At 71.6% G+C, this 22,249-nt stretch carries 36 protein-coding genes; 31 read left to right on the forward strand and 5 right to left on the reverse strand.

Annotation, left to right across the window (positions count from 1 at the left end; all coding sequences use genetic code 11):
• Nucleotides 1–86: 86 nt before the first annotated feature.
• The 4 genes from AC6EXY_RS14730 to AC6EXY_RS14745 form a co-directional block, all read right to left on the reverse strand.
• Nucleotides 87–1,586, reverse strand: coding sequence for a site-specific integrase (locus AC6EXY_RS14730; RefSeq protein ID WP_499817264.1), 1,500 nt, complete (start codon nt 1,584–1,586; stop codon nt 87–89).
• A gap of 22 nt (nt 1,587–1,608) precedes the next feature.
• Nucleotides 1,609–1,845 carry a DNA-binding protein gene (locus tag AC6EXY_RS14735; RefSeq protein WP_499817263.1) on the reverse strand — a complete coding sequence of 79 codons (237 nt, stop codon included), beginning with the start codon at nt 1,843–1,845 and terminating at the stop codon, nt 1,609–1,611.
• 122 nt (nt 1,846–1,967) lie between these two features.
• On the reverse strand, nt 1,968–2,348 hold the full coding sequence (locus AC6EXY_RS14740) for a hypothetical protein (protein WP_499817262.1): 381 nt from the start codon (nt 2,346–2,348) through the stop codon (nt 1,968–1,970).
• 188 nt (nt 2,349–2,536) lie between these two features.
• Nucleotides 2,537–2,947, reverse strand: coding sequence for a helix-turn-helix domain-containing protein (locus AC6EXY_RS14745; protein WP_499817261.1), 411 nt, complete (start codon nt 2,945–2,947; stop codon nt 2,537–2,539).
• A gap of 151 nt (nt 2,948–3,098) precedes the next feature.
• Between AC6EXY_RS14745 and AC6EXY_RS14750 the strand changes: the two genes are divergently transcribed.
• The 20 genes from AC6EXY_RS14750 to AC6EXY_RS14845 all read left to right on the forward strand — a co-directional run bounded on the left by AC6EXY_RS14750 (nt 3,099) and on the right by AC6EXY_RS14845 (nt 15,572).
• Nucleotides 3,099–3,479 carry a helix-turn-helix domain-containing protein gene (locus AC6EXY_RS14750; protein WP_499817260.1) on the forward strand — a complete coding sequence of 127 codons (381 nt, stop codon included), beginning with the start codon at nt 3,099–3,101 and terminating at the stop codon, nt 3,477–3,479.
• Entirely contained in the window at nt 3,476–4,867 is a 1,392-nt protein-coding gene (locus AC6EXY_RS14755; RefSeq protein WP_499817259.1) for a hypothetical protein, read from the forward strand. The genes AC6EXY_RS14750 and AC6EXY_RS14755 overlap by 4 nt, the downstream gene beginning before the upstream one ends.
• Nucleotides 4,864–5,661, forward strand: a complete 798-nt coding sequence (locus tag AC6EXY_RS14760; protein WP_499817258.1) for a class I SAM-dependent methyltransferase — start codon at nt 4,864–4,866, stop codon at nt 5,659–5,661. Before AC6EXY_RS14755 ends, AC6EXY_RS14760 begins: the two co-directional genes overlap by 4 nt.
• Nucleotides 5,658–5,858: a hypothetical protein gene (locus tag AC6EXY_RS14765; RefSeq protein ID WP_499817257.1), complete on the forward strand. Its 201-nt coding sequence runs from the start codon at nt 5,658–5,660 to the stop codon at nt 5,856–5,858. The genes AC6EXY_RS14760 and AC6EXY_RS14765 overlap by 4 nt, the downstream gene beginning before the upstream one ends.
• A gap of 4 nt (nt 5,859–5,862) precedes the next feature.
• Nucleotides 5,863–6,906 (forward strand): hypothetical protein, encoded by a 1,044-nt coding sequence (locus tag AC6EXY_RS14770; RefSeq protein WP_499817256.1) that lies wholly within the window; start codon nt 5,863–5,865, stop codon nt 6,904–6,906.
• A complete protein-coding gene (locus AC6EXY_RS14775; RefSeq protein ID WP_499817255.1) occupies nt 6,903–7,154 on the forward strand; it encodes a hypothetical protein in 252 nt (83 codons plus the stop codon). Before AC6EXY_RS14770 ends, AC6EXY_RS14775 begins: the two co-directional genes overlap by 4 nt.
• Complete coding sequence (locus tag AC6EXY_RS14780; protein WP_499817254.1) at nt 7,151–7,381, forward strand: hypothetical protein; 231 nt, start codon at nt 7,151–7,153, stop codon at nt 7,379–7,381. Before AC6EXY_RS14775 ends, AC6EXY_RS14780 begins: the two co-directional genes overlap by 4 nt.
• A 233-nt stretch (nt 7,382–7,614) precedes the next feature.
• A complete protein-coding gene (locus AC6EXY_RS14785) occupies nt 7,615–7,920 on the forward strand; it encodes a hypothetical protein (RefSeq protein ID WP_499817253.1) in 306 nt (101 codons plus the stop codon).
• 286 nt (nt 7,921–8,206) lie between these two features.
• Nucleotides 8,207–8,698: a WhiB family transcriptional regulator gene (locus tag AC6EXY_RS14790; protein ID WP_499817252.1), complete on the forward strand. Its 492-nt coding sequence runs from the start codon at nt 8,207–8,209 to the stop codon at nt 8,696–8,698.
• 74 nt (nt 8,699–8,772) lie between these two features.
• Complete coding sequence (locus AC6EXY_RS14795; protein ID WP_499817251.1) at nt 8,773–9,105, forward strand: hypothetical protein; 333 nt, start codon at nt 8,773–8,775, stop codon at nt 9,103–9,105.
• Nucleotides 9,106–9,173: 68 nt separating this feature from the next.
• Entirely contained in the window at nt 9,174–10,001 is an 828-nt protein-coding gene (locus AC6EXY_RS14800) for a BRO family protein (RefSeq protein WP_499817250.1), read from the forward strand.
• A 32-nt stretch (nt 10,002–10,033) separates the two neighbouring features.
• A complete protein-coding gene (locus AC6EXY_RS14805) occupies nt 10,034–10,381 on the forward strand; it encodes a hypothetical protein (RefSeq protein WP_499817249.1) in 348 nt (115 codons plus the stop codon).
• Nucleotides 10,378–10,947 (forward strand): hypothetical protein, encoded by a 570-nt coding sequence (locus AC6EXY_RS14810; protein WP_499817248.1) that lies wholly within the window; start codon nt 10,378–10,380, stop codon nt 10,945–10,947. Before AC6EXY_RS14805 ends, AC6EXY_RS14810 begins: the two co-directional genes overlap by 4 nt.
• Nucleotides 10,944–11,285 (forward strand): hypothetical protein, encoded by a 342-nt coding sequence (locus tag AC6EXY_RS14815; protein WP_499817247.1) that lies wholly within the window; start codon nt 10,944–10,946, stop codon nt 11,283–11,285. Before AC6EXY_RS14810 ends, AC6EXY_RS14815 begins: the two co-directional genes overlap by 4 nt.
• Before the next feature lie 45 nt (nt 11,286–11,330).
• Nucleotides 11,331–11,624, forward strand: coding sequence for a hypothetical protein (locus AC6EXY_RS14820; RefSeq protein ID WP_499817246.1), 294 nt, complete (start codon nt 11,331–11,333; stop codon nt 11,622–11,624).
• Entirely contained in the window at nt 11,621–12,025 is a 405-nt protein-coding gene (locus AC6EXY_RS14825) for a hypothetical protein (protein WP_499817245.1), read from the forward strand. The genes AC6EXY_RS14820 and AC6EXY_RS14825 overlap by 4 nt, the downstream gene beginning before the upstream one ends.
• Complete coding sequence (locus tag AC6EXY_RS14830) at nt 12,022–13,650, forward strand: DNA cytosine methyltransferase (protein WP_499817244.1); 1,629 nt, start codon at nt 12,022–12,024, stop codon at nt 13,648–13,650. Before AC6EXY_RS14825 ends, AC6EXY_RS14830 begins: the two co-directional genes overlap by 4 nt.
• On the forward strand, nt 13,647–13,811 hold the full coding sequence (locus AC6EXY_RS14835; RefSeq protein ID WP_499817243.1) for a hypothetical protein: 165 nt from the start codon (nt 13,647–13,649) through the stop codon (nt 13,809–13,811). The genes AC6EXY_RS14830 and AC6EXY_RS14835 overlap by 4 nt, the downstream gene beginning before the upstream one ends.
• Before the next feature lie 187 nt (nt 13,812–13,998).
• Nucleotides 13,999–14,772 (forward strand): hypothetical protein, encoded by a 774-nt coding sequence (locus AC6EXY_RS14840; RefSeq protein ID WP_499817242.1) that lies wholly within the window; start codon nt 13,999–14,001, stop codon nt 14,770–14,772.
• A complete protein-coding gene (locus AC6EXY_RS14845; protein WP_499817241.1) occupies nt 14,769–15,572 on the forward strand; it encodes a hypothetical protein in 804 nt (267 codons plus the stop codon). The genes AC6EXY_RS14840 and AC6EXY_RS14845 overlap by 4 nt, the downstream gene beginning before the upstream one ends.
• On the opposite strand, the gene AC6EXY_RS14850 is transcribed toward AC6EXY_RS14845, so the two are convergent.
• Nucleotides 15,539–15,802, reverse strand: a complete 264-nt coding sequence (locus AC6EXY_RS14850) for a hypothetical protein (protein ID WP_499817240.1) — start codon at nt 15,800–15,802, stop codon at nt 15,539–15,541. The genes AC6EXY_RS14845 and AC6EXY_RS14850 overlap by 34 nt on opposite strands.
• 616 nt (nt 15,803–16,418) lie before the next feature.
• Here AC6EXY_RS14850 and AC6EXY_RS14855 point away from each other — a divergent pair.
• The 11 genes from AC6EXY_RS14855 to AC6EXY_RS14905 all read left to right on the forward strand — a co-directional run bounded on the left by AC6EXY_RS14855 (nt 16,419) and on the right by AC6EXY_RS14905 (nt 22,174).
• Nucleotides 16,419–16,991: a GIY-YIG nuclease family protein gene (locus tag AC6EXY_RS14855; RefSeq protein ID WP_499817239.1), complete on the forward strand. Its 573-nt coding sequence runs from the start codon at nt 16,419–16,421 to the stop codon at nt 16,989–16,991.
• A 59-nt stretch (nt 16,992–17,050) separates the two neighbouring features.
• A complete protein-coding gene (locus AC6EXY_RS14860) occupies nt 17,051–18,166 on the forward strand; it encodes a hypothetical protein (protein ID WP_499817238.1) in 1,116 nt (371 codons plus the stop codon).
• Nucleotides 18,163–18,513: a hypothetical protein gene (locus AC6EXY_RS14865; RefSeq protein ID WP_499817237.1), complete on the forward strand. Its 351-nt coding sequence runs from the start codon at nt 18,163–18,165 to the stop codon at nt 18,511–18,513. Before AC6EXY_RS14860 ends, AC6EXY_RS14865 begins: the two co-directional genes overlap by 4 nt.
• A gap of 813 nt (nt 18,514–19,326) precedes the next feature.
• The gene (locus tag AC6EXY_RS14870; RefSeq protein WP_499817236.1) at nt 19,327–20,031 is read left to right on the forward strand and encodes a hypothetical protein; all 705 of its coding nucleotides are present in this window, start codon (nt 19,327–19,329) and stop codon (nt 20,029–20,031) included.
• Nucleotides 20,028–20,285 carry a hypothetical protein gene (locus AC6EXY_RS14875; protein WP_499817235.1) on the forward strand — a complete coding sequence of 86 codons (258 nt, stop codon included), beginning with the start codon at nt 20,028–20,030 and terminating at the stop codon, nt 20,283–20,285. Before AC6EXY_RS14870 ends, AC6EXY_RS14875 begins: the two co-directional genes overlap by 4 nt.
• Nucleotides 20,282–20,680: a hypothetical protein gene (locus AC6EXY_RS14880; protein ID WP_499817234.1), complete on the forward strand. Its 399-nt coding sequence runs from the start codon at nt 20,282–20,284 to the stop codon at nt 20,678–20,680. Before AC6EXY_RS14875 ends, AC6EXY_RS14880 begins: the two co-directional genes overlap by 4 nt.
• The gene (locus AC6EXY_RS14885) at nt 20,677–20,862 is read left to right on the forward strand and encodes a hypothetical protein (RefSeq protein ID WP_499817233.1); all 186 of its coding nucleotides are present in this window, start codon (nt 20,677–20,679) and stop codon (nt 20,860–20,862) included. The genes AC6EXY_RS14880 and AC6EXY_RS14885 overlap by 4 nt, the downstream gene beginning before the upstream one ends.
• Nucleotides 20,859–21,329, forward strand: coding sequence for a hypothetical protein (locus AC6EXY_RS14890; RefSeq protein WP_499817232.1), 471 nt, complete (start codon nt 20,859–20,861; stop codon nt 21,327–21,329). Before AC6EXY_RS14885 ends, AC6EXY_RS14890 begins: the two co-directional genes overlap by 4 nt.
• A 2-nt stretch (nt 21,330–21,331) precedes the next feature.
• Nucleotides 21,332–21,532, forward strand: a complete 201-nt coding sequence (locus AC6EXY_RS14895) for a helix-turn-helix domain-containing protein (RefSeq protein ID WP_499817231.1) — start codon at nt 21,332–21,334, stop codon at nt 21,530–21,532.
• Nucleotides 21,529–21,666 carry a hypothetical protein gene (locus AC6EXY_RS14900; protein ID WP_499817230.1) on the forward strand — a complete coding sequence of 46 codons (138 nt, stop codon included), beginning with the start codon at nt 21,529–21,531 and terminating at the stop codon, nt 21,664–21,666. Before AC6EXY_RS14895 ends, AC6EXY_RS14900 begins: the two co-directional genes overlap by 4 nt.
• Nucleotides 21,667–21,787: 121 nt before the next feature.
• The gene (locus AC6EXY_RS14905; protein WP_499817229.1) at nt 21,788–22,174 is read left to right on the forward strand and encodes a hypothetical protein; all 387 of its coding nucleotides are present in this window, start codon (nt 21,788–21,790) and stop codon (nt 22,172–22,174) included.
• Nucleotides 22,175–22,249 lie beyond the last annotated feature (75 nt).

Raw genomic sequence — 22,249 nt, forward strand, 5'->3', positions numbered from 1 at the left:
GCGGACTCTTAATCCGCGGGTTCGGGGTTCAAGTCCCTGACGGCGCACCCGTGAATATGCTTCTGACCTGCTAAAACGCATTCGGGTCACCCCCCTTTCTTCTTCTCTTGATCGCGGTGGGCGCCCGGTGGGCGACGCGGCACCGCAGCCGTGATCCTCTCCGCCACGTCCCGGCCCGCTGGCCGCAGCAGATGGGTATAGAGGTCGCTCGTCACGCGCGTCGAGGAATGGCCGTGACTCTTCGACACGAGCACCAGGTCCGCGCCGGCGCCGATCGCGATCGACGCCGTCGAATGCCGAAGGTCGTGCAGCCGGCGGCGTGACAGCAGGTTCTCGCCGAGTTCGTCGCCGGCCTGTAGTGCGAACGGCAGCGGCGCGGTGAAGCTGAGGGTGGCACCGGAGCCACGGCGTCGAACGCACTTCGCGACCGTCACCGCGCCGATCGGCTCCCGGTCCCGGTGGACCGTCCACGTGCCCTCCGGTGCGAAGTGGCGGCGTCCGACGTTCACCGTCCACGCGCCTACCGCAGCATCGGCGACGATGCGGGTGCATAGCCCGACCCGGCGGGCGATCACCTGCATGTGCTGCGAAACGTACTGCGGGTCGAGGTGTCGGCCATCCTCGCGGGTAAAGATCAGATCGGTGAGGTGGACGCGATCGCCGTGGTCGTCGGGCAGGAAGCCGTTGTTCCAGGTGTCGCCGAACGCCTCCCGCTCCTCGTTCTGCCGCATCCGATGTGCCAACAGCGCGCTGACCATCGTGGAGTCGAGATCGACCTTCCGCCGGCCGGAGCGCGTCTTCGGGGACCAGACGTGGAGGTCGCCGCCGTTGTCGACGATCTGCTGGCGGATCGTGAGCACGCCGCGGTCCTCGTCGAGGCCGGCCCAGGTCACCCCGCATGCCTCGCCGCGGCGCAGGCCACGCAAAGCCATCAGCTCGTACATCGCGGCGAGACGGTCGCCGATGGTCTCGTCCAGGAACCGGCCGACCTCCTCGGCCTCCCATGGCTCGATCTCGTCCGGCTGGTAGCTCGGGAGCTCGACGGCGGAGATCGGATTGAAGTCGATCTTCCGTTTCTTCACCGCGTCGTTCAGTGCAGCCCGCAGGGTGGCGTAGATCCGGGAGATCGTCCCCGGGCCCGTCGCGCCAGCGCGGTCGCGGCGAATCCGCTCGAACATCGTGTCGATGTGGTCGCTGGTCAGCCCCCTCAGGGGGATGTCGCCGATCAACGGCCGGATGTGGACCCGGATATGCCCCTCGTAACTGCGTGCCGTGGACGGCTTGACCGCACGTTTCCGTTCCAGCCAGTCATCGAGGTAGGCGCCGGTCGTGAGGGAGCCGATGGCCTGCCGGCCCGCCAGCACCCGGGTCACATCGACCTGCCCGGCGTGCTCCGCCTCCGCCTGCGTCGCGAACCCTGATTCCCGCAACTGGGTCTTCCCGACCAGCGGTTGCAGCTCCTTCGGCACGTTCACCCGGTAGGACCAAGCGCCGTGCCCCCGGCGACGCAGCAGCGGGCAGCGTTTCCCGAGCTGCTTGCCCCTCTCGTCCTTGCAGCCGCAGCGTTTCTCCGTCAGGACCTTCATCGGTCCAGCCTCCCGGTGCCGGTCAGGCCGGTATCGGGGTGGCCCGCGGGCTCGCCGGCTCCAGGCCGAGCGCCACCAGGATCGGGTGGACGGGGACGCTGTAGCGGCTGCCGGCATGGATGACCGGGACCGGGAAGTCGTGCGTCTTCGCAAGGTTGTAGGCGCTGGCGCGGCTGATCCCGAGAATCGACGCGGCGTTCTCGAGATTGGTGGTGACGCCGAGGTCTCGTATCTCCCGCTCGGTCCATGTGCGCGCCATGCCCGCCCCCTCCGTGCCACCTGGTCCATGCGGTGCCGTCTCGTACCGCCTAGTCCATGTCTACCACAAAGGTTGATTCGACGACATAACCAATTGGTAGCTTCATCGAAGCCAGGCAGGGTCTACCCAGGTTGGCCGGCGCGGCCGGTACAGCTCCCCCGCGCCGACGGCACCTGCGACCCACTCCCGTCCGAGTGACCCGGATCGATGGAAACCCGCAGGTCACGGAGGACGTGGATGCGGATCTCCTCCTGTTCGGCGGAGGTCAGTTCCAGGATCGCGGTCAGACGGCGCAGGAGTTCGGCGGTGCCAGCGGGGTCCGGCTCGCCGCTGGTGATGGTCATGTCCTCCCATCCCCAGCCGCCCGGGAGCCGGACCGCGGTGGCGTCCAGGAGTGTCCGGGCCAGCCGTGCCGCGTTGACGATGATGACGAGAAATCCGTCGGGACCGAGGATGGTGACGGTCTCCCGGATGCGTGCGGGGCTTGTGACGATCGCCTGCATGACGTCCCCTCCCATGTGCGATGTGCACATGTGCAGAGGGTGATGTCTACTGCTCGGAGCGAGAGTGCGACAAGGTTCCTAGCTGCGGCATGTCAGCTTGTTGTCCGCGATTCCGTTGTGTAGCCGACAAATCCGGGCAGTACGGAGGGTCGTTAACGGACAGTGATGGTCCGTTTGATGGCTGGTTGTTATGCCTGGCCGGCCTGTCTGCGGGCCAGCGCCTCGATCATCGGCATCACCGCAGCCCACGCGGCTGCCCACGCCGCGGGGTCACCAGCGGCAAGGTCGCCGCCAGGGAGGAAGCGCACGACTACGTTAGGCGGCATGTGGGCGACGTCGGCGAGGACCTGCTCGGGTGTCGGGCCCGGTGTCGGCTCGTCGTCCTCGTCGATGATCCGCATGGCCTCGGCCCGGTCGTAGCCAAGCCTCTCGGCGATATCCAGCATTTGCCGCAGCTTGCCCCGGGGCTCGCTCTTGCCCTGTTGCCAGTTGTAGACCGCGCTGGGTGTGACGCCGAGGCGGGCCGCCATGTCCTCGACTTTGCGGTACTGGCCGTCCCCTGTGCCGATCTTGTCGCGGAGCAGGCGCCGGAACGTCATGATCGTATGATAGCCGATTCGGTTATACGAGGAACGAGCGACTAGCAAGAGACGCCCATCGGGCCCACAACCAGGCCGTTCGCGATATGATCTACGAATTGGTCGTGCCGCCATGTCTACCAATTCGTAGGATTCGGTTATACTCGTAGACGTGGCACGGACAGCCGCCGACGGGGCACCCCCCTACGCACCAGCCCGCCGCAGACACGGCGAGCAGCTCCGCGCGGCCCGCATCGCCGCCGGGCTCCACCAGCGAGACCTCGCCGCACACCTCGGCGTCAGCCAGGCGGCGGTCTCCCTCATGGAGACCGGCCGGAACAGCTGTGACCGCTGGCGGACCGCCATCGCGGCCGTGCTCGGCGAGAACTGGGACACCCCAGCAGAAGAGAAGACGGTGCCGCCCGGGTCGCATCCGGGCGGACACCCAGCAGGCCCCATCCCGAACGGAGAAGAGCAGATGGAACCGCAGCAGCAGAATAGCCGGCCGCGCCTCGCCGCGCCGGCCAGCAACACCCGGGCGGTGCAGGCATGAGCACTCCCACCATGCCCGCGCCGCCGGCCGTCAAGTCCCGCAGGCCGACCGGCCGCGTTCCCTGGCCGGTCATCCTCGTCGAAGGTGGCGAGAAGGCGGGCAAGAGCTGGGCGTTCGCCGAGTTCTCCGGCTCGTCCCGGATCGGCCAGTCCTACTACCTCGACCTCGGCGAGGGCACCGCCGAGGAGTACGGCAACGTGCCCGGCGCCCGCTTCGAGATCCTCGACCACGACGGCACCTACGCCCAGATCCTGACGCGGGTCCGCGAGGTGAAGGCGTTGGCCCGCTGGGCGGTCGACAACGGCCAGCCCCCGGTCGCCTTGGGCGTCGACACGATCGGCGACATCTGGGAGGGGCTGAAGGACTGGGCCGCCGACCGTGCCCGCGCCCGACGGAAGAAGGGCCCGGACGAAGAGGTCACGGTGTCGATGGACCTGTGGAACGACTCCGGCGCCCGTTACCGGAAGTTGATGACGGAATTGCTCACGTTCCCCGGCGTCGTGGTTCTCCTCGCGCGCGGCAAGGAGATCGCCCTCGTTGAGGGCGGGAAGCCCGTCGAGGGGAAGAAGGACTATCGGGTCGAGGGCCACAAGAGCCTCGCCTACGACGCGACGGTATGGGTGCGGATGTCCCGCACGGGCCCCCCGGAGATCATCGGCGCCCGATCCGTCCACGCGGGGATCCGCCCGGGGCGGGACAAGCCGCAGCAAGTCATCGATAAGGCGGCGGACGGCCGTCTCCTCGAATGGCTCGTCTTCGATGCGCTGCGAGTCGACCCGCAGGCCGCGCAGGTCCGGGACTACCAGCCGACGACCGGCGGGGAACTGACGGCGGACGAGCGCGCCGGCTCGGCAGCCGCGCCGCAACCGGCCAACCGGCCGGGACGCGGCGGACAGCCGGCGCAGTCGGGACCGACCGACGCGGATCTCGTCAACCAGCTCACCGCGGACATCAAGGCGGCTACCGGCGTCGACCAGCTCAGGGCGGCGCAGGCGCGCCTCGCCGAGAACGAGAAGACCGGCGACCTTACCGGGGCGGGCGCCGCGCACCTCAAGGGCTGGCTCAACGCACGGCGCCGCGCGCTCGGGCTCGCCAGCGACGACACACTGCTGCGGCTCCGTACCGCCATGGTCGACCGGGGCGCGAAAGACGCCGACGAGCATCTGATCGTCGCCGTCCGGGTCACGGGCCGCGGGGACATCGACGGGTTGGATGCGCTGACCGAGGCTGAGGCCACGGCGGCGGTCCGCGCGGTCGAGGAGACCGCCGCGGGCGTCGAGTTGCTCACCGGGGAGCAGATCCCCGAGGGCGCCGGCGTCGACCCGGCGACGTTCGCGCAGGACGACGACGGCCAGGAGCAGGCTCCCGCGAGCGAGCAGGCGGCGTGACCAGCAGCACCGAGGGCACCCCGGCCGCCATCCCGGCGGCCGGGGGCGTCCCCGCCTCGCTCGACGCGCGGCTGATGGCCGACCCGCCCGGCGTCGAGAACCCGTACTGGCAGATCGTCCGCCAGATGCCGACCAGCCGGCTTCGGTTCACGGGCGAACCGTGGTCGCCCGAGAGCTTCGCCTACCACCCGGAGACCTTCAAGCCCACCGGGCCGAGCCGGAACGACCTGGTCCGCCGCTACTCGTGGGCGATCACCGACCCGGCGTCGGTCTCGTTCGTCGCCGAGCACGCGAACGGCGGACTCGTGGAGATCGGCGCCGGTACCGGCTACTGGGCGTGGCAGCTCTCCCAGCGCGGCGTGCCGGTCATCCCCTACGACATCGCCCCGCCCGACCTCGACGAGAACGGGTGGTGCCAGGAAAAGGGCCCGGACGGGCTGGAGTTGCGCCCGGTCTTCCAGACGGTCCTCCGAGGAACCGCGCAGGACGCCGCACTGAAGCGGCATCCACTGTTTCTGTGCTGGCCGCCGATGAGCTCGATGGCTGCCGACGCGCTCGCGGCGTACCGGGGTGACCGGGTGATCTACATCGGTGAGGGCGACTGGGGGTGCACCGCCAACGACGACTTCCACGAGGCGCTGAACGCCGACTGGGAGGAGATCGCCGAGCACGTCGGGGTGCGCTGGTCCGGGATCAACGACCGGATCACCGTGTACCGACGGGCGACCAGTCGGGCGTCGGAGCCCGCCCCAGCGGCCGGCGCGTTGACCGCCAGCTCGGGCGGTGCTCGGTGACCGCCGGTCAGGTCGGGGCGTTACTCCTCGCCCTCCACATCGCCGGCCGCCCGGTCCGGGCCCGCCGGCTCGCACGCGACCTCAACCTGCCGCCCGACCAGGTGCGGGCGGCTCTCCGACAGCAGCAGAACGCGGGGGTCGTGCGCTCGCACCACCGCCGCTGGACCACCACCACCATCAATGAGCGGGGGAACTAACACCGTGGGCACGCGAGGAACGTGGGGCGTCCGGATCGACGGCGCCGAGAAGATCCAGTACGTCCACTGGGACGCCTACCCGGACGGACTCGGCGTCGCGGTGCTGCGCTGGCTGCGCGAGACCGACCGGGCGGAGCTGGTCGAGCAGGCCCGCGCGCTGCGCGTCGTCGACGAGGGCTCGGCCGCGAGCCCGGAGGACGTCGAGCGGTACCGCGAGTACGCGAACACCCGCGTCGGCTCCGGCGAGATGGCCGACTGGTACGTCCTGCTCCGGGAGACCCAGGGGGACCCGGCCGCGACGATGCGGGCGGGGGTGGTCCTCGACGGCAGCCAGTACGGCGGCGTCGAGTACTCCTACCTCGTCGACCTGGACGCCGGCGCCCTTACCGCGTCGAGCGGGACCGACCGACTCGGCGCGTGGCCTCTGGCCGCACTGCCGGACGACAAGGCCTTCGTCGGGCAGTGCGACGGCGACCTGCCGGCTCCGGTCCTGCCGGCTCCGGTCCTGCCGCCGTCGATGATGACGTGGTCGGACGTCCACGCCGCGCTCGGCACCGCGCTGGGCATCGCCGAGCGGCTGGTCGAGGGATCCGACCAGCTCCCGGGCGGCCCGCAGCTCGCCGAGCTGATCGAGCTCGCCGGCACCGTCGACCAAGTGGTCGAGAAGCTCGCACTCGTCCGCGGCGAGCTGTCCTACCGCGCGCGCAGCGCCTTCGGGTGGAAGCCGAACAAGTTCGTGCACCCGGAGCTCGGGTGGGTCGCCAAGCGGGAACGGGTCTACTACCGGACGTGGAACCTTCGGCGGGCGTTCGGCCGGGTCGCTCCGATGCTGCTCTGCGACGCGGAGACCGGCGAGGCCGACATGCCGTTCAAGGCGGAGGACGTCGAGCGGCTGCTGCGCCGGTTCGAGGCGGTCGCGTCGATCAGCGGGATGAAGTCCACGGCGATGCGGAGTCTCGGGCTCGCCGTCGAGGACCTGTACGACGACGAGGACAAGCCGAAGCGCGTCACGATCGTGCGCGACCCCTCGAAGGCGACGCGACGGTGAGCGGCGACGTCTCCCCGCCGGCCGGGACCACCCCGGCCGGCGGGGTCATCCTCGACAACCTCACCGGGAAGCTCCTCACGGCCCGGAAGAGGGTGGTCGAGGTCGGGGAGACGCTCGCCAGCATCGGGCCGACCGGCTCCGGACTGACGGAGGCCGAGCTGGACCGGCTCATCAAGGATCTGGAGTTGCTGTCCCTGTCCGCCGGTCTCGCTCGTGCCCGCGCGGAGCGTCTGCGGGGGCCGCGGTGAGGCCCGCCCCGGCGCTGTTCTGGACGGTGGTCGCTGGGCTCGCCGCATGCGCGCCCACGTTCACGCTCGTCATCGCTCTCAACGCCGCCCCGGCAGGCTCGCACCGTCTCCCACCCCAGCCGGCGCCGGTGCTGATGTGGGAGTCCGAGCCCGGGTTCTGGGGCGAGGTCCACCCCGCCATCCGGGACGGTGTCCGCTCCCCGATGCCGGCGGCAGGCCGTGGGTAAGCACAGCGCCCCGCTGCCCGAGCGACCCAAGAAGCGAGATCGGCCGGTCGAGATTTGGGCGACCGGCGCTGTCGGCTTGGCCGCCGCGGTCGCCGTGCTGATCCTCCTCGCCATCGACCCGACCGGTACGGCGGTACCCCGCCGGCCCGCGTGCGCGGCGGCGTGTGTGCCCGCGTCCCCTCTCGGCTGGGCCATCGGCGCAGCCCCACACACCCAGACGATCGGAGTGGACCTTGACCGCCGGTGACGAGCCCGGAATACGAGACGCGGCCGACCTGCGCGCGTTCATCGTGGCCAGCCTCGGCCTGCGGCAGATGCCAGGCCGCGGGATGGTCTACCGCACCGCCGACACCCATCTGGGACGGCTCGGCATGGACGCAACCGCCGAGGTCGACAGCCTGACCGAGGCCATCTGGCCGCTGCTGGAGCAGGCCCGTGCCGAGCGAGACGCGGCCAACAAGCAGGCGGCGCGGGTGGTCCGCGAACGCGACGCGCTGCGGCAGGCGCTCGCCCGGAGCGACGCGACGGGCAGCTTCTGATGGAGGGCGTCGGCATCGCGTTGACCGTCGCGCGGGGCGTCCTATGGGGCGCCGCCATCGTCTGCGCCTTCCGGGGCACTCCTCGGGCCGCGATGCTCTCGATGTTCAGCCCATGGCTCGCCTGCGTGAGTCTTGCGAGCGCGGTCCGGTACTGGTCGCGGCACGAGGCCGTGTGGGCTGGCGTCGAGATGGTCGCGGCGGCGATCTGGGCGTGGCTGTGGTGGTCGAACCGTCCGCCACGTCCTCCGCGCCGCCGCCGGGTCCTCCGCGCTGTTCGGGCCGGGGCATGAGCACGACCAGCGGGGACGTCCTGACACGCCGGTGGGTGCTGCTCCCCGTCCCCGACCTGCCCGCCCTGGACACCGGCTGGCACCGCGAGGCCGCCTGTCGGGGCCTGGACCTCGGATGGTTCTACCCGGAGTCATCCGGACGTGGAGCGACCTCGTTCTACCTGCGGGGCCGGGCGGCGTGCGCTGACTGCCCGGTCCAGCTCGAGTGTCTCCTGGAAGGGCTCGCCTCCGAGGAGACGACCGATCCGTTCGGCCTGCGGGCCGGGATGACCCCGGACCAGCGGCGGGAGCCGTTGCAGTCCGCGGCCCGGCTCGCTGAGCTCGCGGCCGCCCGAACCATGGCGGGCCGTATGACGCAGACGCTGTACCGGCTGGTTACCGGCCGGCTCCAGGTGCTGCGCGCGGCTGAGGCGGAGCGGGTGAAGCGGCGGAAGAAACGGCGAGCCCGGGAGAGCGACGGGCGACGCCTGGCCGCCGCCGGCACGTAGCCCCCATCAGCCTGCCCCGGTGCCGATCCCCCCGGACGGCACCGGGGCCACACCACCAACCACGAGAGGCTGCGTTGAGCGACTACAAGCAGGTCGAAGACGAGCTCGCCCGCGGCACCGCGCCCGCGTTGCTGTGCGCGACCTGCCCATGGGATCGGCTGTGCATCACCCCGCCGTCCATGAGCCGACAGGAGATCGACAGGAAGATCGCCGAGGCCGAGCAGAAGGACAAGGCCCGCGACCCGCTCGGTACCCAGATGCCCGCGCAGATGCTCATGACCGCCATCACCCTCGGCGGCCGGGACCAGATGGGGACCCTCTGCCCGGTGTTCGCGCTCCGCCTGCGCGGCCCCGACGGACGCGAGATTGCCGACGGAGTACGCGCTCTCATGCGCTCCGTCGAGTAGCTCCATCACCGCCCCGGGGCAGGCGGTCAGACCCCCGCCCCGGGGCGCACGAACGAAAGGAGAAGCCGGTGACCGAGATCGTCCCGTTCGACTTCGAGGGCACCGCCGTCCGCGTGCTCACCATCGACGGCGAGCCGTGGTGGGTGGCCGCTGACATCTGCGCGGTGCTCGACATCCGCAACTCGCGTGACGCGCTGTCGTCCCTCGATGACGACGAGAAGGGTGTCGGTATTACCGACACCCTCGGTGGGCGCCAGCAGATGACCACCGTCAACGAACCCGGCCTCTACAGCCTGATCCTCCGCAGCCGGAAGCCGCAGGCGAAGGCGTTCAAGCGGTGGATCACCCACGAGGTGATCCCATCCATCCGTAGGGCAGGGGCCTACTCTCTCGCCGCGGCACCGCCGCCACCGGCTGCGGTCATGCCCACCCACGCCGAGGCGCTTCGCGGCTGGGCGGGCGAACTGGAACGGCGACAGATCGCCGAAGCGCGGGCGGAGGAAGAAAAGCGGCGCCGCCGCGAGTTGGAGCCCCTGGCCGCCGCAGGCCGCACCTTCACTGAGATCAAGGGCACGGTCAGCGTCGCAGTAGCCGCCGGTCACCTCTCCAACGATCTCGGGATCAAGGTTGGGCGTGACCGTCTGTTCACCAAAATGCGGGACCTCGGCTGGATCTGCCGTGAGGGGCGAGGATCCCGGAAGTGCTGGCGCGCGAAACAGACCGCCATCGACTCCGGAAAGCTCCGGGAATACCCGAACCCCTTCATCGACCAGGAAACCGGAGAACGGCAGTTCGGCGCCCCGACGATCCAGATCACCAGTAAGGGCCTGAGCAGCTTGTATGCCCACTACTACGGCGAGGCCCAGGGCCGTCTCGGTCTGGAAGACGCCGGCTGATGGGCTCCCCCACGTCGGCGTGGCAGCCAGCCATGTTCAGCCTCCCGCGTACCCCGATCCAGTGGCCGGACCGTCGGGAGAAAAACTCGGCCGCGCCGCCGCCTCTGCCCGGGCGTGGCACGTTCACGCAGCCGGTCGACGACGGCCGGATACTCGTCGACACCAGCACCGGGGAGATTCTCGAGACCCCGCCGTCGCGGGCCCGCGCGGCACGGCTCGCCCCGCGGATCGACGCGCATCGGCAGCGGCTCGCCGTCGAGCTGGATGCCGCGCGGGAACGGGCCCGCAGGTGGGCGCCGCGTGCACGGGCCGCGCTGCCCGCCCGTACCCCACCGGGGCTGGAACGTCCACCGGTCGGACCGCTGGGCGGTGCCCGGTGACGACGGCGCGCCCGCCGATCCCGGTGCAGCTCGCCGACCGGCCCACCGTCGGCGGCCTCGTGATCCCCTGGGTGGCACTGCGGCTGGCCGATGGCGGTGTCGATTTCCGCCGGCAGGACCGGCGGCGCGCCGAGCAGTGCTGGCGGGAACGGCTCTGCCAGATCTGCGGCGAGTACATCGAGGGCCCGATCGTTCTGTTCGGTGGCGCCGAGGCGGTCGCCGAGCGGGTCTTCCACGAGCCTCCGATGGATCCGGCCTGCGCCCGCTACGTGCAGGTGGCGTGTCCGATGGTCGCAGGGCGGATGGCCCGGTACGCATCCGGGCCGTCCGTTGCTGAAGGGCCGCGGGGGAAGACGTGCCCGACACCGGGCTGCGGCTGTTCCGGCCTGGTGCACGCTGAGTCCGCCGTTCCGGGAGAGCCGGGCAGGCCGGCGCACGCTTGGTACGCGGTGTGGGCTCGTGGGTATCGGTGTGCGCTGCGGCCGGACGGCAGCCTGTACGGCGGGGCGCTGACCGGTGAACCGCTGCGGATCCGGTTGCTGTCGACGCCGGAGCGGGAGTCTTGACCGCCTCGCGCTGGCCCGTGGTTCACGGCTGCGAGTGCGGCCGGCTCCGCCAGGAGCACAAGTTCGCCGAGCGGGACCAGGCCCACGCGCGGCCGCGCGGCACGGACAACGGGGCGTGCGCCGGGTACCGGGAGGCGCGGGTGGAGGAGCGTCCGCCCGAGTCGGTGCTGCGCCGGCGCGCGGCTGCTGTCGTGTGGCTGGTTGGGGAGCCGCCGCCGATCCCTTCCGAGGTGCCGGCGTCCGCGCGGGTGGCGTGGCGGGACGGCTGGGATGCGGCAGTCGCCGCTGCGGCGCTCGCGGCCACCGGGAAGACGGATCACCACAACCCCACAACTTAGATACTACGAATTGGTAGATTCGTAGAACGAGCTATGCTCGTAGGCATGGCCACTGCACTCGGTCCCGATGCTGACCTGCGGGACCATCTCGCCGCCGCGCTCCGCGCCCACCTGGCCGTCACCGGGCAGACCCGGCAGGACTACGCGGCCATCGAAGCCGGCCTGGCGCCGTCCACGTTCTCCGTCCTCCTCAAGGGCCGCAGGCACGGGCGCGGCATCGGCCTGGACACCGCGATCCGCGCGGCCCGCTGGGCCGGGATGCGGCTCGTCCTCGTTCCCCTCGACGCGGCCGAGCCCGCCGCGCCGCCGGCCGCAGCAGCTCCGGCGGGCGCACCGTGATCCCTCGACGGGCCCCGCTGGCCCGCGGCGGTCCGCGCGAGCGCCGCACGGCGCCGCTCCCCCGCTCGGCCGAGTCCGAGCGCCGCGCCCCGCTCGCGCGAACCGGGCCGATCCGACCCTCCGCCGCCAGCCGAGCACGGGCCCGCGCCACGTCCGCAGCCCGCGCGGTGCTGCTGCGGGGCATGTACGAGGAGGACCCGTGGTGCCGCGCCCGCGTCGCCGGGGTGTGCACCGGGCTCGCCGAAGACGGACACGAGCCGTTGCTGCGCTCCCGAGGCGGCGATCCGACCGACCCGGCGAACGTCCTGCTCACCTGTCGCTCGTGTCACGACTGGGCGCACCGCAACCCGAGTGCCGCCGGCGAGCTCGGACTGATGCGGCACTCTTGGGATGCGGCGTGAGCGCGTCCGTCCTCGACCCGACCGACGGTTGGCGTGTCACCGTCGACCACGCCTCACTGCCGGCGCTCGACCCGACGCTCACTCGCCCCCGACGGGCCACCGGGCTGATCGGGATGGACTTCTTCGCCGGTTTCGGCGGATCGTCCACCGGTCTGCGGTACGCCGGAGTCGACGTCACCCTCGCGGTCAACCACTGGCTCACCGGCATCCGCACCCACGCCGCGAACCATCGCCAGGCCGACCACTGGCAGTCCGACCTCGGCCGCTGGCGTGACAACGACCCGCTGTGGCGGAAGAAGAACGTCAGCATCGACCGTTTCGACGGCGACCTGTACGGATGGCTGCCCCTCGTAGATCTTTTTTGGGCTTCGCCGAGCTGCACGGCCCACACCAACGCGCAGGGCAAGAAACGCGACAGCGACCAGGCCGACATGTGGGAGGACGGCGAGCAGCCCGAAGACGAGGCCGGCGAGCGGTCCCGCGGCACGATGCGCGACGTCCTGCGGGCGCTCGACTCGGCCATCATGCGCGGCAAACCGATCCTCGGCGGCATCGTCGAGAACGTCGCCGAAGTCGTCACCCGCTGGAAGCACTGGCCCCGTTGGGCCCGCGAACTTGAAGACCTCGGCTACGAGTTCCGCATCGTCTCCCTCAACGCGGCGTTCGCCGCCGACGACAGCCTCAACATCGCCCGCGCACCCCAGCTCCGCGACCGCATCTTCATCGTCTACTGGCTGCGCACCCTACCTGGCAGCCCCGACCTCGACATCCGTGCCACCTCCTGGTGCCCCGGCTGCGAAACGCTGGTCGACGCCGCGCAGGTGTGGAAACGGGTCTGGCGGACCACCCCGGTTGGGAAGTACGGCCGGTCCGGGCAGTACTGGTATCGCTGCCCAACCTGCCGGGCGGTCGCCGAACCGCTGGTACAGCCCGCGGCCGACGTCATCGACTGGTCGGACACCGGCCCGCTCATCGGCGAACGCGCCGCCCTCGGCCTGAAACCTCTGGTCAAGGCCACTCGGGAGCGGGTCGCGGCCGGGCTCGCCCGCTTCGGAACCGATCCGACGCTGATCGCGACCGGCGGGAGCTGGAACAACGATCCGGCGTCGCCGGTGCGGCCGTTTCGGACCCGTACCGCCACCGAGTGGGAGGCGCTCGCCACCTCCCGGTCCGGGGTGACGCCGTTCCTCGTCCGTCTCCGCGGCGGCGGGGAGAAAGGCCGGGCGCACTCGCCGTGGGCGCCGCTGGGCACCTTCTCCGCCCAGGGTGAGCATCACGCGCTCGTGGCCACCGGACAACGCCACATGATCACCTCCTACTACGGCAACGGCGGCTGCAGCCCCACCCTCGTCCCGCTGCCCACCCAGTCGACCCGGGACCGGTTCGCGCTGGTCTCCTCCGACAGCCCCCGGGTAGACGCGTGCACCTACCGGATGCTCGACCCCGATCGGGAGATCAAACGGGCGATGGCGTTCCCGCCCGGCTACATCGGCATCGGCACCCGCGGTGACCTCACCCGGGGATACGGCAACGCCGTGGCGCCGAACTGCGCGGCGATCGTCGCCGACCGGCTCGTCCGGTTCCTGCTCGGCGAGCGGATCCGTCCCGCCCGGACATCGGCGTGACCGGCATCGAGGCGGGCCTCTACTTCCGCCGTCTCGGCCTGGTGGTGGAGCTGACCCGCGGGCGTCTGTCCGCGGCGGAGATCGCCGTGCACCTCGACGTGGCCCCACGGACAGTTGTCCGCTACCGGGAGCGGGCCCGCGTGCTGGGACGGCTGCCGTGATCGCCCGCCGTGAGCCGTGCCCCTGGTGCCGGCGGCGGACCGCTGTCCGCGCGGACGGGACGCTGAGAGCACACCAGCATCGGGGGCGCCGCTGCCCCGGCCGGCGTCTCGACGCCCAGCCGTGCGCCGGTGGATGCAACCGGACGGTGCAGGCCGGTCCTGGCCGTCAGCAGGGCCAGGACTGGTGGTGCCCGGACGCGGCCTGCCGGCGGCGGGGCGCCCAGCAGCGGCAGCAGGCGTGGCGCGGGCGGCGGGCGGCAGCGTGACCGGGCGGCGGCCCTGCCCGTGCGGCTGCGGGACCCTCGTCGACCCGCCACCCCAGCCGTGTGCCTGTGGCTGCGGCCAGCTCGTGCCCTACCGCGCCGGCCGGCGCGAGGGGCAGCCCTGGTACTCCGCTGATCCGGCATGCCGGCGGGAGCGGGCGCGGATCAAAGGGGAGCGGCAGCGGCGCGCCCAGGGCGTACCCCGGCGTGAACGTGAGCCGCGAACCTGCGAGCGGTGCGGCCGACGGTACAGCGCGGTTGTGGGCAGTGCGGCGTTCGTGGACATGCTGTGCTCGGCGGCGCCGTGCCGCCGGGAACACAAACGGCGCCAGGTGGGCCGTGAGCGGGTGCGCGCCGGTCTGCCCGCGGCCCATCCGCCGCAGCCATGCGGGGCCTGCCAGACACCGGTCCCCTGGTCGAAGGGGCGGATCCCGGGCCGTGGCTGGTGGCATTCCACGGCGGCATGCGAGCGGGAGCGGGTCCGTGCGGCGGGCGAGCGGGCACGGGAACGCGCCCGGCCTGCGCCGAAGAAACCTGTCCCGCCGCCGGTCACCCCGCAGGCGGACATCGCGCCCGTAGACGCCGAGGTTGCGGCACGGGCAGCCGCCCGGGTCCGTATGCACGTCACCGATCCGGCGGAGGTCGCGCTGGTCCTGGCCATGCTCGGCCTGGCTGACGCCGGGAGCGTGGCCGTGTGAACGCCGACCAGGTCGCGGCGGCGCAGGCCGACGCCGACCGGAAGATCCGCGAGGCACACGGCCACCTCAACCGGGTCCTCGGCGAGCTGCTCCGCCGCGGTGTCGCCGTCGACCTGGTGCCGGATTGGTGGCGCACAGCCGCGCCCGAGCTGGTCGCCGATGCGGAGATGCGGGCCGGCTGGTCGGAACGTGACGCGGCCGCGGCCCGTATCCGGGACTTGGAGGAGGCGCTCCACGCCGCGGAGGAACAGGCGGCCGACGAACGCCGTCGGCGCCGCTCCGCCGAGCATTCCGCGCGAAGCTGGCAGGAGATCGCCGCCAGCGTCCCGGATGGCTGCCGGCACCTGCATGTCAGCGCCGAGCAGAAGGTCGCCGGGGCCGCGCGGGAGCGGCAGGCGTGGGAGGTGCGCGCCGAACGGCATGGGGAGGAGGCCCGCCGCTGGCGGCATGAGCGGGCCGAGCCGCTGGCCGCGTTCGTGCGCCGCGTCCCCCGCCTCCCCGAACCCGTATCGAAGATCCCCTATGGGGAGGTGTTCGCACTCGCGTGGGCGGTCGCGCCGGCGCAGGGCCTGCCCGTCGCCCTTCCTGCGGCAACGGTGTCGGAGATCTGCCGGCGGGCCGTCGCGCAGTGGGCGGACGATCTGCGGTTCCAGCAGCGCGTGCCAGGCCAGAACCTCGTCCCGGCCCGCCTCGACGTGGACGAGGCCGAGGCTCGGACGCTCGCTCGCCTCTTGGCCGCCCCGCCGGAGTCGGCCGTGGCGGCCGGTCAGGGCGACCTGTTCGACGGCGGCGCGTCGTGACCGGGGAAGACGAGCAGCTCGGCCTGTTCGAGGACGAGCCGTGCGGCGCCCTGGTGCCCATCCACCCGCAGCCGATCGGTCCCGAACCGAAACCGCTGTCCGCCGGACAGCGGCTCACCCTCCGAAAAAGGGAAATGCTCGCCCGCGGCGTGCACCCGGTGACCCGTCTTCGGCTTCTCCCTGCTGAAGAGCAGCGGACCTGCCGGGACTGCCGGAACCGATTCCGGCATGGGCAGGCGTCGCGCGGCTACTGGAAATGCGAGCTGAACGCGACCCGAGGGCCAGCGACGGACGTCCGGCTGTCCTATCCGGCCTGTACGGGGTTCCGGGAGACGGGGAGGCGCCGACGGTAGGGCATGCGAAACGGCCCGGCGGCTACCACCCCAGCCGGGCCGTCCACAGTCACCGAGTTCGCAGCTCGGATCGGTTTACCAGAGATTCGGGATATCCCCCGTCGGGGCATGCCCGCTATCAGAATCGAGTGTATCGCGAATGCGACTGACGCCGGGCAAGAATGCCCGGGAGTGTGACGGCCATATCGCGGTCGTCGCGTGTGGGGTTGACCGGAGCCGACACGGCCAGTCGAACAGACGTGCCCCGCATGCTGCGGGCAGGCCGGAGTGTATGGTCGGGTTTGCCGGGAGGATCCCGGCCAGGCGGATGGCACCGCCTGGCCGTTCACCCGCCTCACGGCGATGCACCGCACCCGCTGGCAACGGGTTCGCGCGGTGCCGCACCACCCCTGTTGGGACTAGCAACAGAAAGCGGTACGCCCGTGATTCTGGCATGCCCGCGTGCGACCACGCACGCCCCGGTTACCCCCGTCACCGCGCGTGGCGGCGCCCGGTGAGCCGCCCCGAGACGACGACGCTCTATCGCCTGTACGACTCCCACCGGGTCCTTCTATACGTCGGCATCAGCAACCAGCCGCTCGTACGCTTCGGTCAGCACGCCGCCGACAAGCCGTGGTGGACCGAGGTCGCACACATCGATCTTGATCACTTCCACGAGCGTTCGTGGGCCGAGGCGGCCGAACGCCAAGCCATCACTCGCGAACACCCCCTCTACAACGTCGTTCACTCACCGCACCCCGACGGGCTCGACTGGTGGGTGATCGTCGAACATGAGCCCGAAGTCGAAGCCCTCTCCGTAGAGATCAGCTTCAACGAGGCGCATTGGAACGATGAGGACTACACGGATCTGCCCTGCGGCACGGCGCTGTGGTTCGGATACAGCGACCCCGGAGGCCATCGACTGGGGATGAAACACCGTCTCCGCACGCTCGCCGGTCCCGACGCGAAGACGGCTGCGCCAAGCATCGTGCGCCACCCCATCGCCTACAACATCGCGGCTCGCTACCTTCTTGAGCAGCTCATCGAGGCCGACCTGCACCGCTATGGAAAGCAGTGCTGCCGGTGAGCGCGCCATCTCGCGTATCGACGCGAGTGTGGATGATCCGGCTCCGCGGCTGTCCGGACGTGACGAAGATCCGTCTCGCCACGCTGCTCGCGCTCGGCTCCTACATGAACTCGGACGGCTCGAACGGCCACGTCAGCGAGGAGACCCTCGCTGGGGACGTGGGCGTCTCCGACCGTGCCGTTCGCGAGCACCTCGGCTGGGCGCGTGACGCCGGCTATCTGGAGCGGACCGCGCGGGGCCATCGGCGGGGGGACGGGTCGACGTCGGCGAGCACCTACGCGGCGACGGTCCCGACGGCCTCAACCGGCACCGGGCCGCCGGTTGAGAGGGCAGCTCAACCGGAAGATCGGAAGCCCTCAACCGGAAGATCGCAGCGTCTCAACAGGAAGATCACGACGCCTCAACCGGAAGATAGCGACACGCCCTATAAGGAAGACCAAGTACTTGACCAAGAACTGACCAACCACCACCACCCGCGTGAGCCCGCGCCCGCCGCCGTGGCCGAGCACCCAGACGGTGGTGGTGGAGAAGATCCATTCGACGAGCAGGCGCCCGGGACGGACGAGGACGTCGACGCGGTCATCGAGCCGGTCGCCGAGGCGCTCGGCCTGCCACCCAGCACGCTGCACGCCGTCCGGCCGGCTGTCGCTGCCGCGCTGGCGCACGGCTGGCCAGCCCCTGCCTTGGCTGAGCACCTCGTCGCGGACTTCCCCCGGGAAGGCGAGCGGCGCCGCCCGGCAGCGATCCTGCTCGGCTGGCGCCTCGGACCGAAGGCGCTCCCACCGGGTCCGGCCCGCTGCTCGTGCCAGGGATGCAACCGCTGGCGGCGGGCCGCTGACGCCCTCGCCAGGACCGCGCCGACTCCGGCGACCTGCATCACGCACAAGGTTCAGATCGAGCCGGGCGGTCGGTGCGCGGGCTGCGAAGCCGAGGCCGCCGTGCGCCTCGAGCGGGACCGGCAGGACCGCCAGGCGCAGACGGCGCGGCAGACGGACCGCCGGCAGCGCATCGAGGGCGCCCGCGAAGCCCTAGGTCTGCCCGTCGTCGCGGCGCTCACCGGCCAGCAGAACCCCCGGAACCGGTTCGCCGCCGCCCTGCTCGGCGACTGGCTGGATGATCATGGCTGGGATCTCGACGCCGCCCGCGAGCACGCCGCCGCTCGGAGCGCGTCATGACCGACCGCTGGTCCTTCGACGTCGGCGACGGCATCACCGTGTCCGGCTGCGGCCCGACCCCACCGACCGGCCGGGACCGCCAGGCGCTTGCCGAGGTCGCCCGCGCGGCCGCCGCCCGATTCGACGCCGACCGCGAGTGGATCCCGCCGTACGTCCGGCTGGTCCTGCACAACCTCGCCGAAATGGTCGAGGGCGCCATGGACCGCAGGCGTGGCCGGGGATTCACGACGCTCACCGTCGCCCGCGAAGCCGGTGTGCGTCTCGGCGACGTGGTGCGCGCATTGCAGCAGTCCGAACGGCAGAGCGCCCACGCGGCGAACGCTCTCGCCGAATGGGCCGGCTGGTGAACGCGGAACCCGGCGCTCCAGTGCTCCGTCTCCGCCGCCGCCCGCCCGACACGCCCCGTTCCCGCTGGGATGACAGCTCCTGCGGAATCCCCGGCTGCCCCTGCGCACACAACCCGGACAGCGCCGAGCCGTGCGACCGGGGATGGACCACGCCGCCGGCCGAGGGCAAAACCGGCGGTATCCCGGGAATCGGCGGCAGCGCGATCGTCGAACGCCTCCTTCCCGCAGGCGACGCGGTGCGCCGCTGCCCGACCTGCGTTGAGCACGCAAAAGACCGGGCGAAAGTCCGCGAGGAGGCGCGCGCCCTGGAGGCCGCCGGCTGATTTGCTCGCCCGGCCGCATGTTGGCCGAGTAACGGGATAGCCATATTGGTCGCCTCACCGTATCGTCGAACCTACGATCTACGGTTTCGGCAGGGAGGCGACCATGACTCTCGCTCTCGTTGCGTCGCCACGCGAGCCCTGGCGGGTCCTCGCCGAGAAGGGCGGCCACTGCGGTCGGCCCGGTTGCGAGTGCACGCACCTCGGGTTCGACCCGGAGTTCCCCGAGGCGCCGGCCTGCGAGTACGGGTGGGTTCCCGCTCCGCCTGGCGCCACGTCGCCGCGGGGGAACCTGCTGGGTCCGGATGCGGTGGTGCCGTGTCCGCGGTGCCGGAAGCCGGCGGAGTCGGCCACCCCAACTCGATAGTTCCTACGAATTGGTAGTTTCAACGAAATCTGGTAGGGTCGTAGACGCCAACGCAAACGGCCGCCCCACCCGATCCCCTGTCAGAGATCACGGGCAGGACGGCCGCGAACTTGCAGGGAGCAGTCTATGACCAACCCGATCGAGCCCACCCCGGGCGAACAGGCCCGCGCCCGCGCGCTGTTCGCCTCCTTGGACAGGCCGGAGGCGGTGACCCGCCTCGCCGCCGAACTCTTGACCTCCGGAATCGGCGCGCTGACCGCCGCCTATCAGGCCGGTGACATCAACCGCGTCGTGGCCGAGCTGCGCTGGACGAACGCCCGCGCCGCCGCCTACGAGGAGCGGATCAGCGCGCTGGACGTCCAGCCCGAACCGGCCGCACCCGAGGACGGCGTCTGCCGGATGTGCACCCACAGCGCGGTCGCTCACGGCCCGGATGGCTGCATGGTCGTCGGCTGCACCGTCGGTGTCGAACTGGCGGCCTGCCCGGTCACCGACCGGGAGTTCGGTCTCACGGCGGCGGAGTTCGCCGCAGACCGAGCCGCCGAGCAGCGCGACCCGCTGGACGACGCGGACATCCGATGCGGCACCTGCCTGCGCTCGACGCTCGCCCGCCGCGGTAAGCACTCCTGCACCTGCACCCGGACCATCCCGGTCCCCACGGTGCGCACCGACGAGAACGGGGTTGTCCGCTGCGGCGACTGCGGCCACATGGGGCTGATCCACGGCCGCCGCGGCTGCGGCTCCTGCCCGTGCGAGTTCACCTCGGGCGACCTGTCCCTGGCCCGCCAGACGCCCGCGCCCGCCGACACCGACGGGGGGCAGCAGCAGTGACCGAGTACGGGGTGTGGTCCGAAGCCGAAGGCGGGTTCGTCGAGGACGGCCTGTGGACCAAAGAGCAGGCCGCCCAGGAGGTTGAGAACATCGTCGCCCAGTTCCCCGAGGACGAGCGCGCCCAGGCTCGCGCGGACCACAGCGTCAAGGCGTTCTGCCACGACCACCGCGACGACGACCAGCCCGCCGACGGCTGCGAGCTGTGCGCCGACGACGCGGACGAGGACGACGAGCAGGACGGGGACCAGCGGTGACCGCCCCGACCCGCCCCACCGCGACCCGCGGTGACGTCCTGCGCGCCCTCGCCGAGGTCGTCGATGACCTCGACCCGACGGTCACGCTGGATGTCATGACCGCCGGCGGTAGCGGCATCTACGCGGCCGCCCACATCCTGGTGATGGGAAAGGTGGACGCCGCCGGTCGTGTTCGCGCGCTCGCGCAGATCGCCGCCGGGCTCAGCCTCGACCTCGGCAGCTTGTCCGTCGGCGTGCCGTCGGGTGACCCGCCGAAGGTCCACGTGGAGACGGAGACCCGCTGGCGCGGCCACTTGGTCCGCCTCGTGACCGTCATTCCGCCGCTCGACACGGCCGAGCTGGACACGGTCCTGACCCCGCTGCGCGCCCTCATCCCCGCCGAGGTGACGCGGTGATCGGCCCGGACGGGATGCCGATCCCCGGCGCCGGCTGGCCCGCCCTGGAACCCCCCGGCCCCCTGTACGCCCCCCGGCCGCGCCGATGGGTCGCCGCCGCCTGGGTGCTGCTATTCACCCTCGGCGCCCTGCTGGCGCTGGCCGTCGGCGTCCACCTCGGTATCGCTCTGGCCCAGCCGTGAACGGCGGCCCGCAGGTCCAGACCCTCGGCTACGCCGTCGACCATCCCGACTGGGCTGCGGTGTGGCCGATGCTCGCAGGGGATCTCGCGCAGATCGTCGCCGACGCCGCCCGCCACGGCATCCCCCTCGACGCAATGATCACGGCCGACCAGCTGTGGCTGCACACCAACCATCAGACCGTCCTCACCCTGCACGGCCCGGACACGCCGGGGCTGGCGCACCGCTGGCTGCACGAGACCGCGCAGACCGAGGGCGTGCCGTACGGGCCGTGGCTGGCCGCCGCGATCCTCCACATCCACCTGGTCGCCCCGGACTGCACCCGCCTCGGCTCGGACACGCCGTGGTCGTTCGGCTGGCTGCCCGCCCGGTTGATCTGCTCCCGCCGCTTCGGCCCGGTACCGGCCTCCCCGTCCCCGCTCGTGCAGCCGGCGGAGGCGTTCGCCGGCATCCCACTCCGAAGGACATGATCATGACGACATCCGAGCCGGACGGTGAGCGGCTCCTGAAGCCCGGCGAGGTCGCCCGGATCTTCGGCGTCGACACGAAGACGGTCGGCACCTGGGTTGATGCCGGCCTGCTGACCGTCCGAAGGACCCTGGGTGGACACCGCCGCTACAAGGCGTCCGAGATCCGCGCCGCGCTCGAGGCCCAAGCGGAGCCGACCCCGTGAGCGACCTCGACGGGGCGACGATCGACAACTGCCCGGACTGTCGGGGCACCGTCTGGGTTCCTCCCGGCGGCACGGCGAACAGCTCCAGCTCCCACGCCACCAACCAGCCCTGCCCCGGACGGCCGCGCCGATGACAGGGGTCTGCGTGCTCTGTCTCGGCGCCGGCGCGCCGTGCCGCCGCTGCGGTGGGCAGGGCGTCGACCCCGACCCGGAAGCTGCCAAGCTCCCCCAGCCCGACACCACACCGGAGGCGCGGTGAACCCCCTCAATTTCCCTTCCGGGTCGCGTCAGGACCTACAGTCCCGACGGCTCCAGGGCGCTGTCCAGAAGCTCAAAGACTGGACGCTGAGCTACGGCTCGCTGAACATTCCGCTGACCGCACAGCGCTACTACTGCGGTGGCGCCGCGCCATGCCGCTTCGGCTTCCACTCCTGCGTCGCTGCTGCCGTCGCCTACTGGGACACGGAGGACGGCGGCGAATGGCACTGGCATGTCATCGACGCCCGGCCGCTCGACGTCCGCCCCGGCGACAGCGTCGTTCACCTCGACAGGTCGCCCTATACCGAACCCGGTGAGGCGATGGCCAAGGCCGAGCAGGGCGCTACCGCGTTCCTCGCGGGCCACGCCGACAGCCACATCTGACCTCGGACCGCCAGCCCCCTCCCTCCTCCTGGGGCTGGCGGTCCTCCCCCGCCTGCCGGCCCGGCCCCTCATCCC

The sequence above is a fragment of the Frankia sp. RB5 genome, from assembly GCF_059816245.1.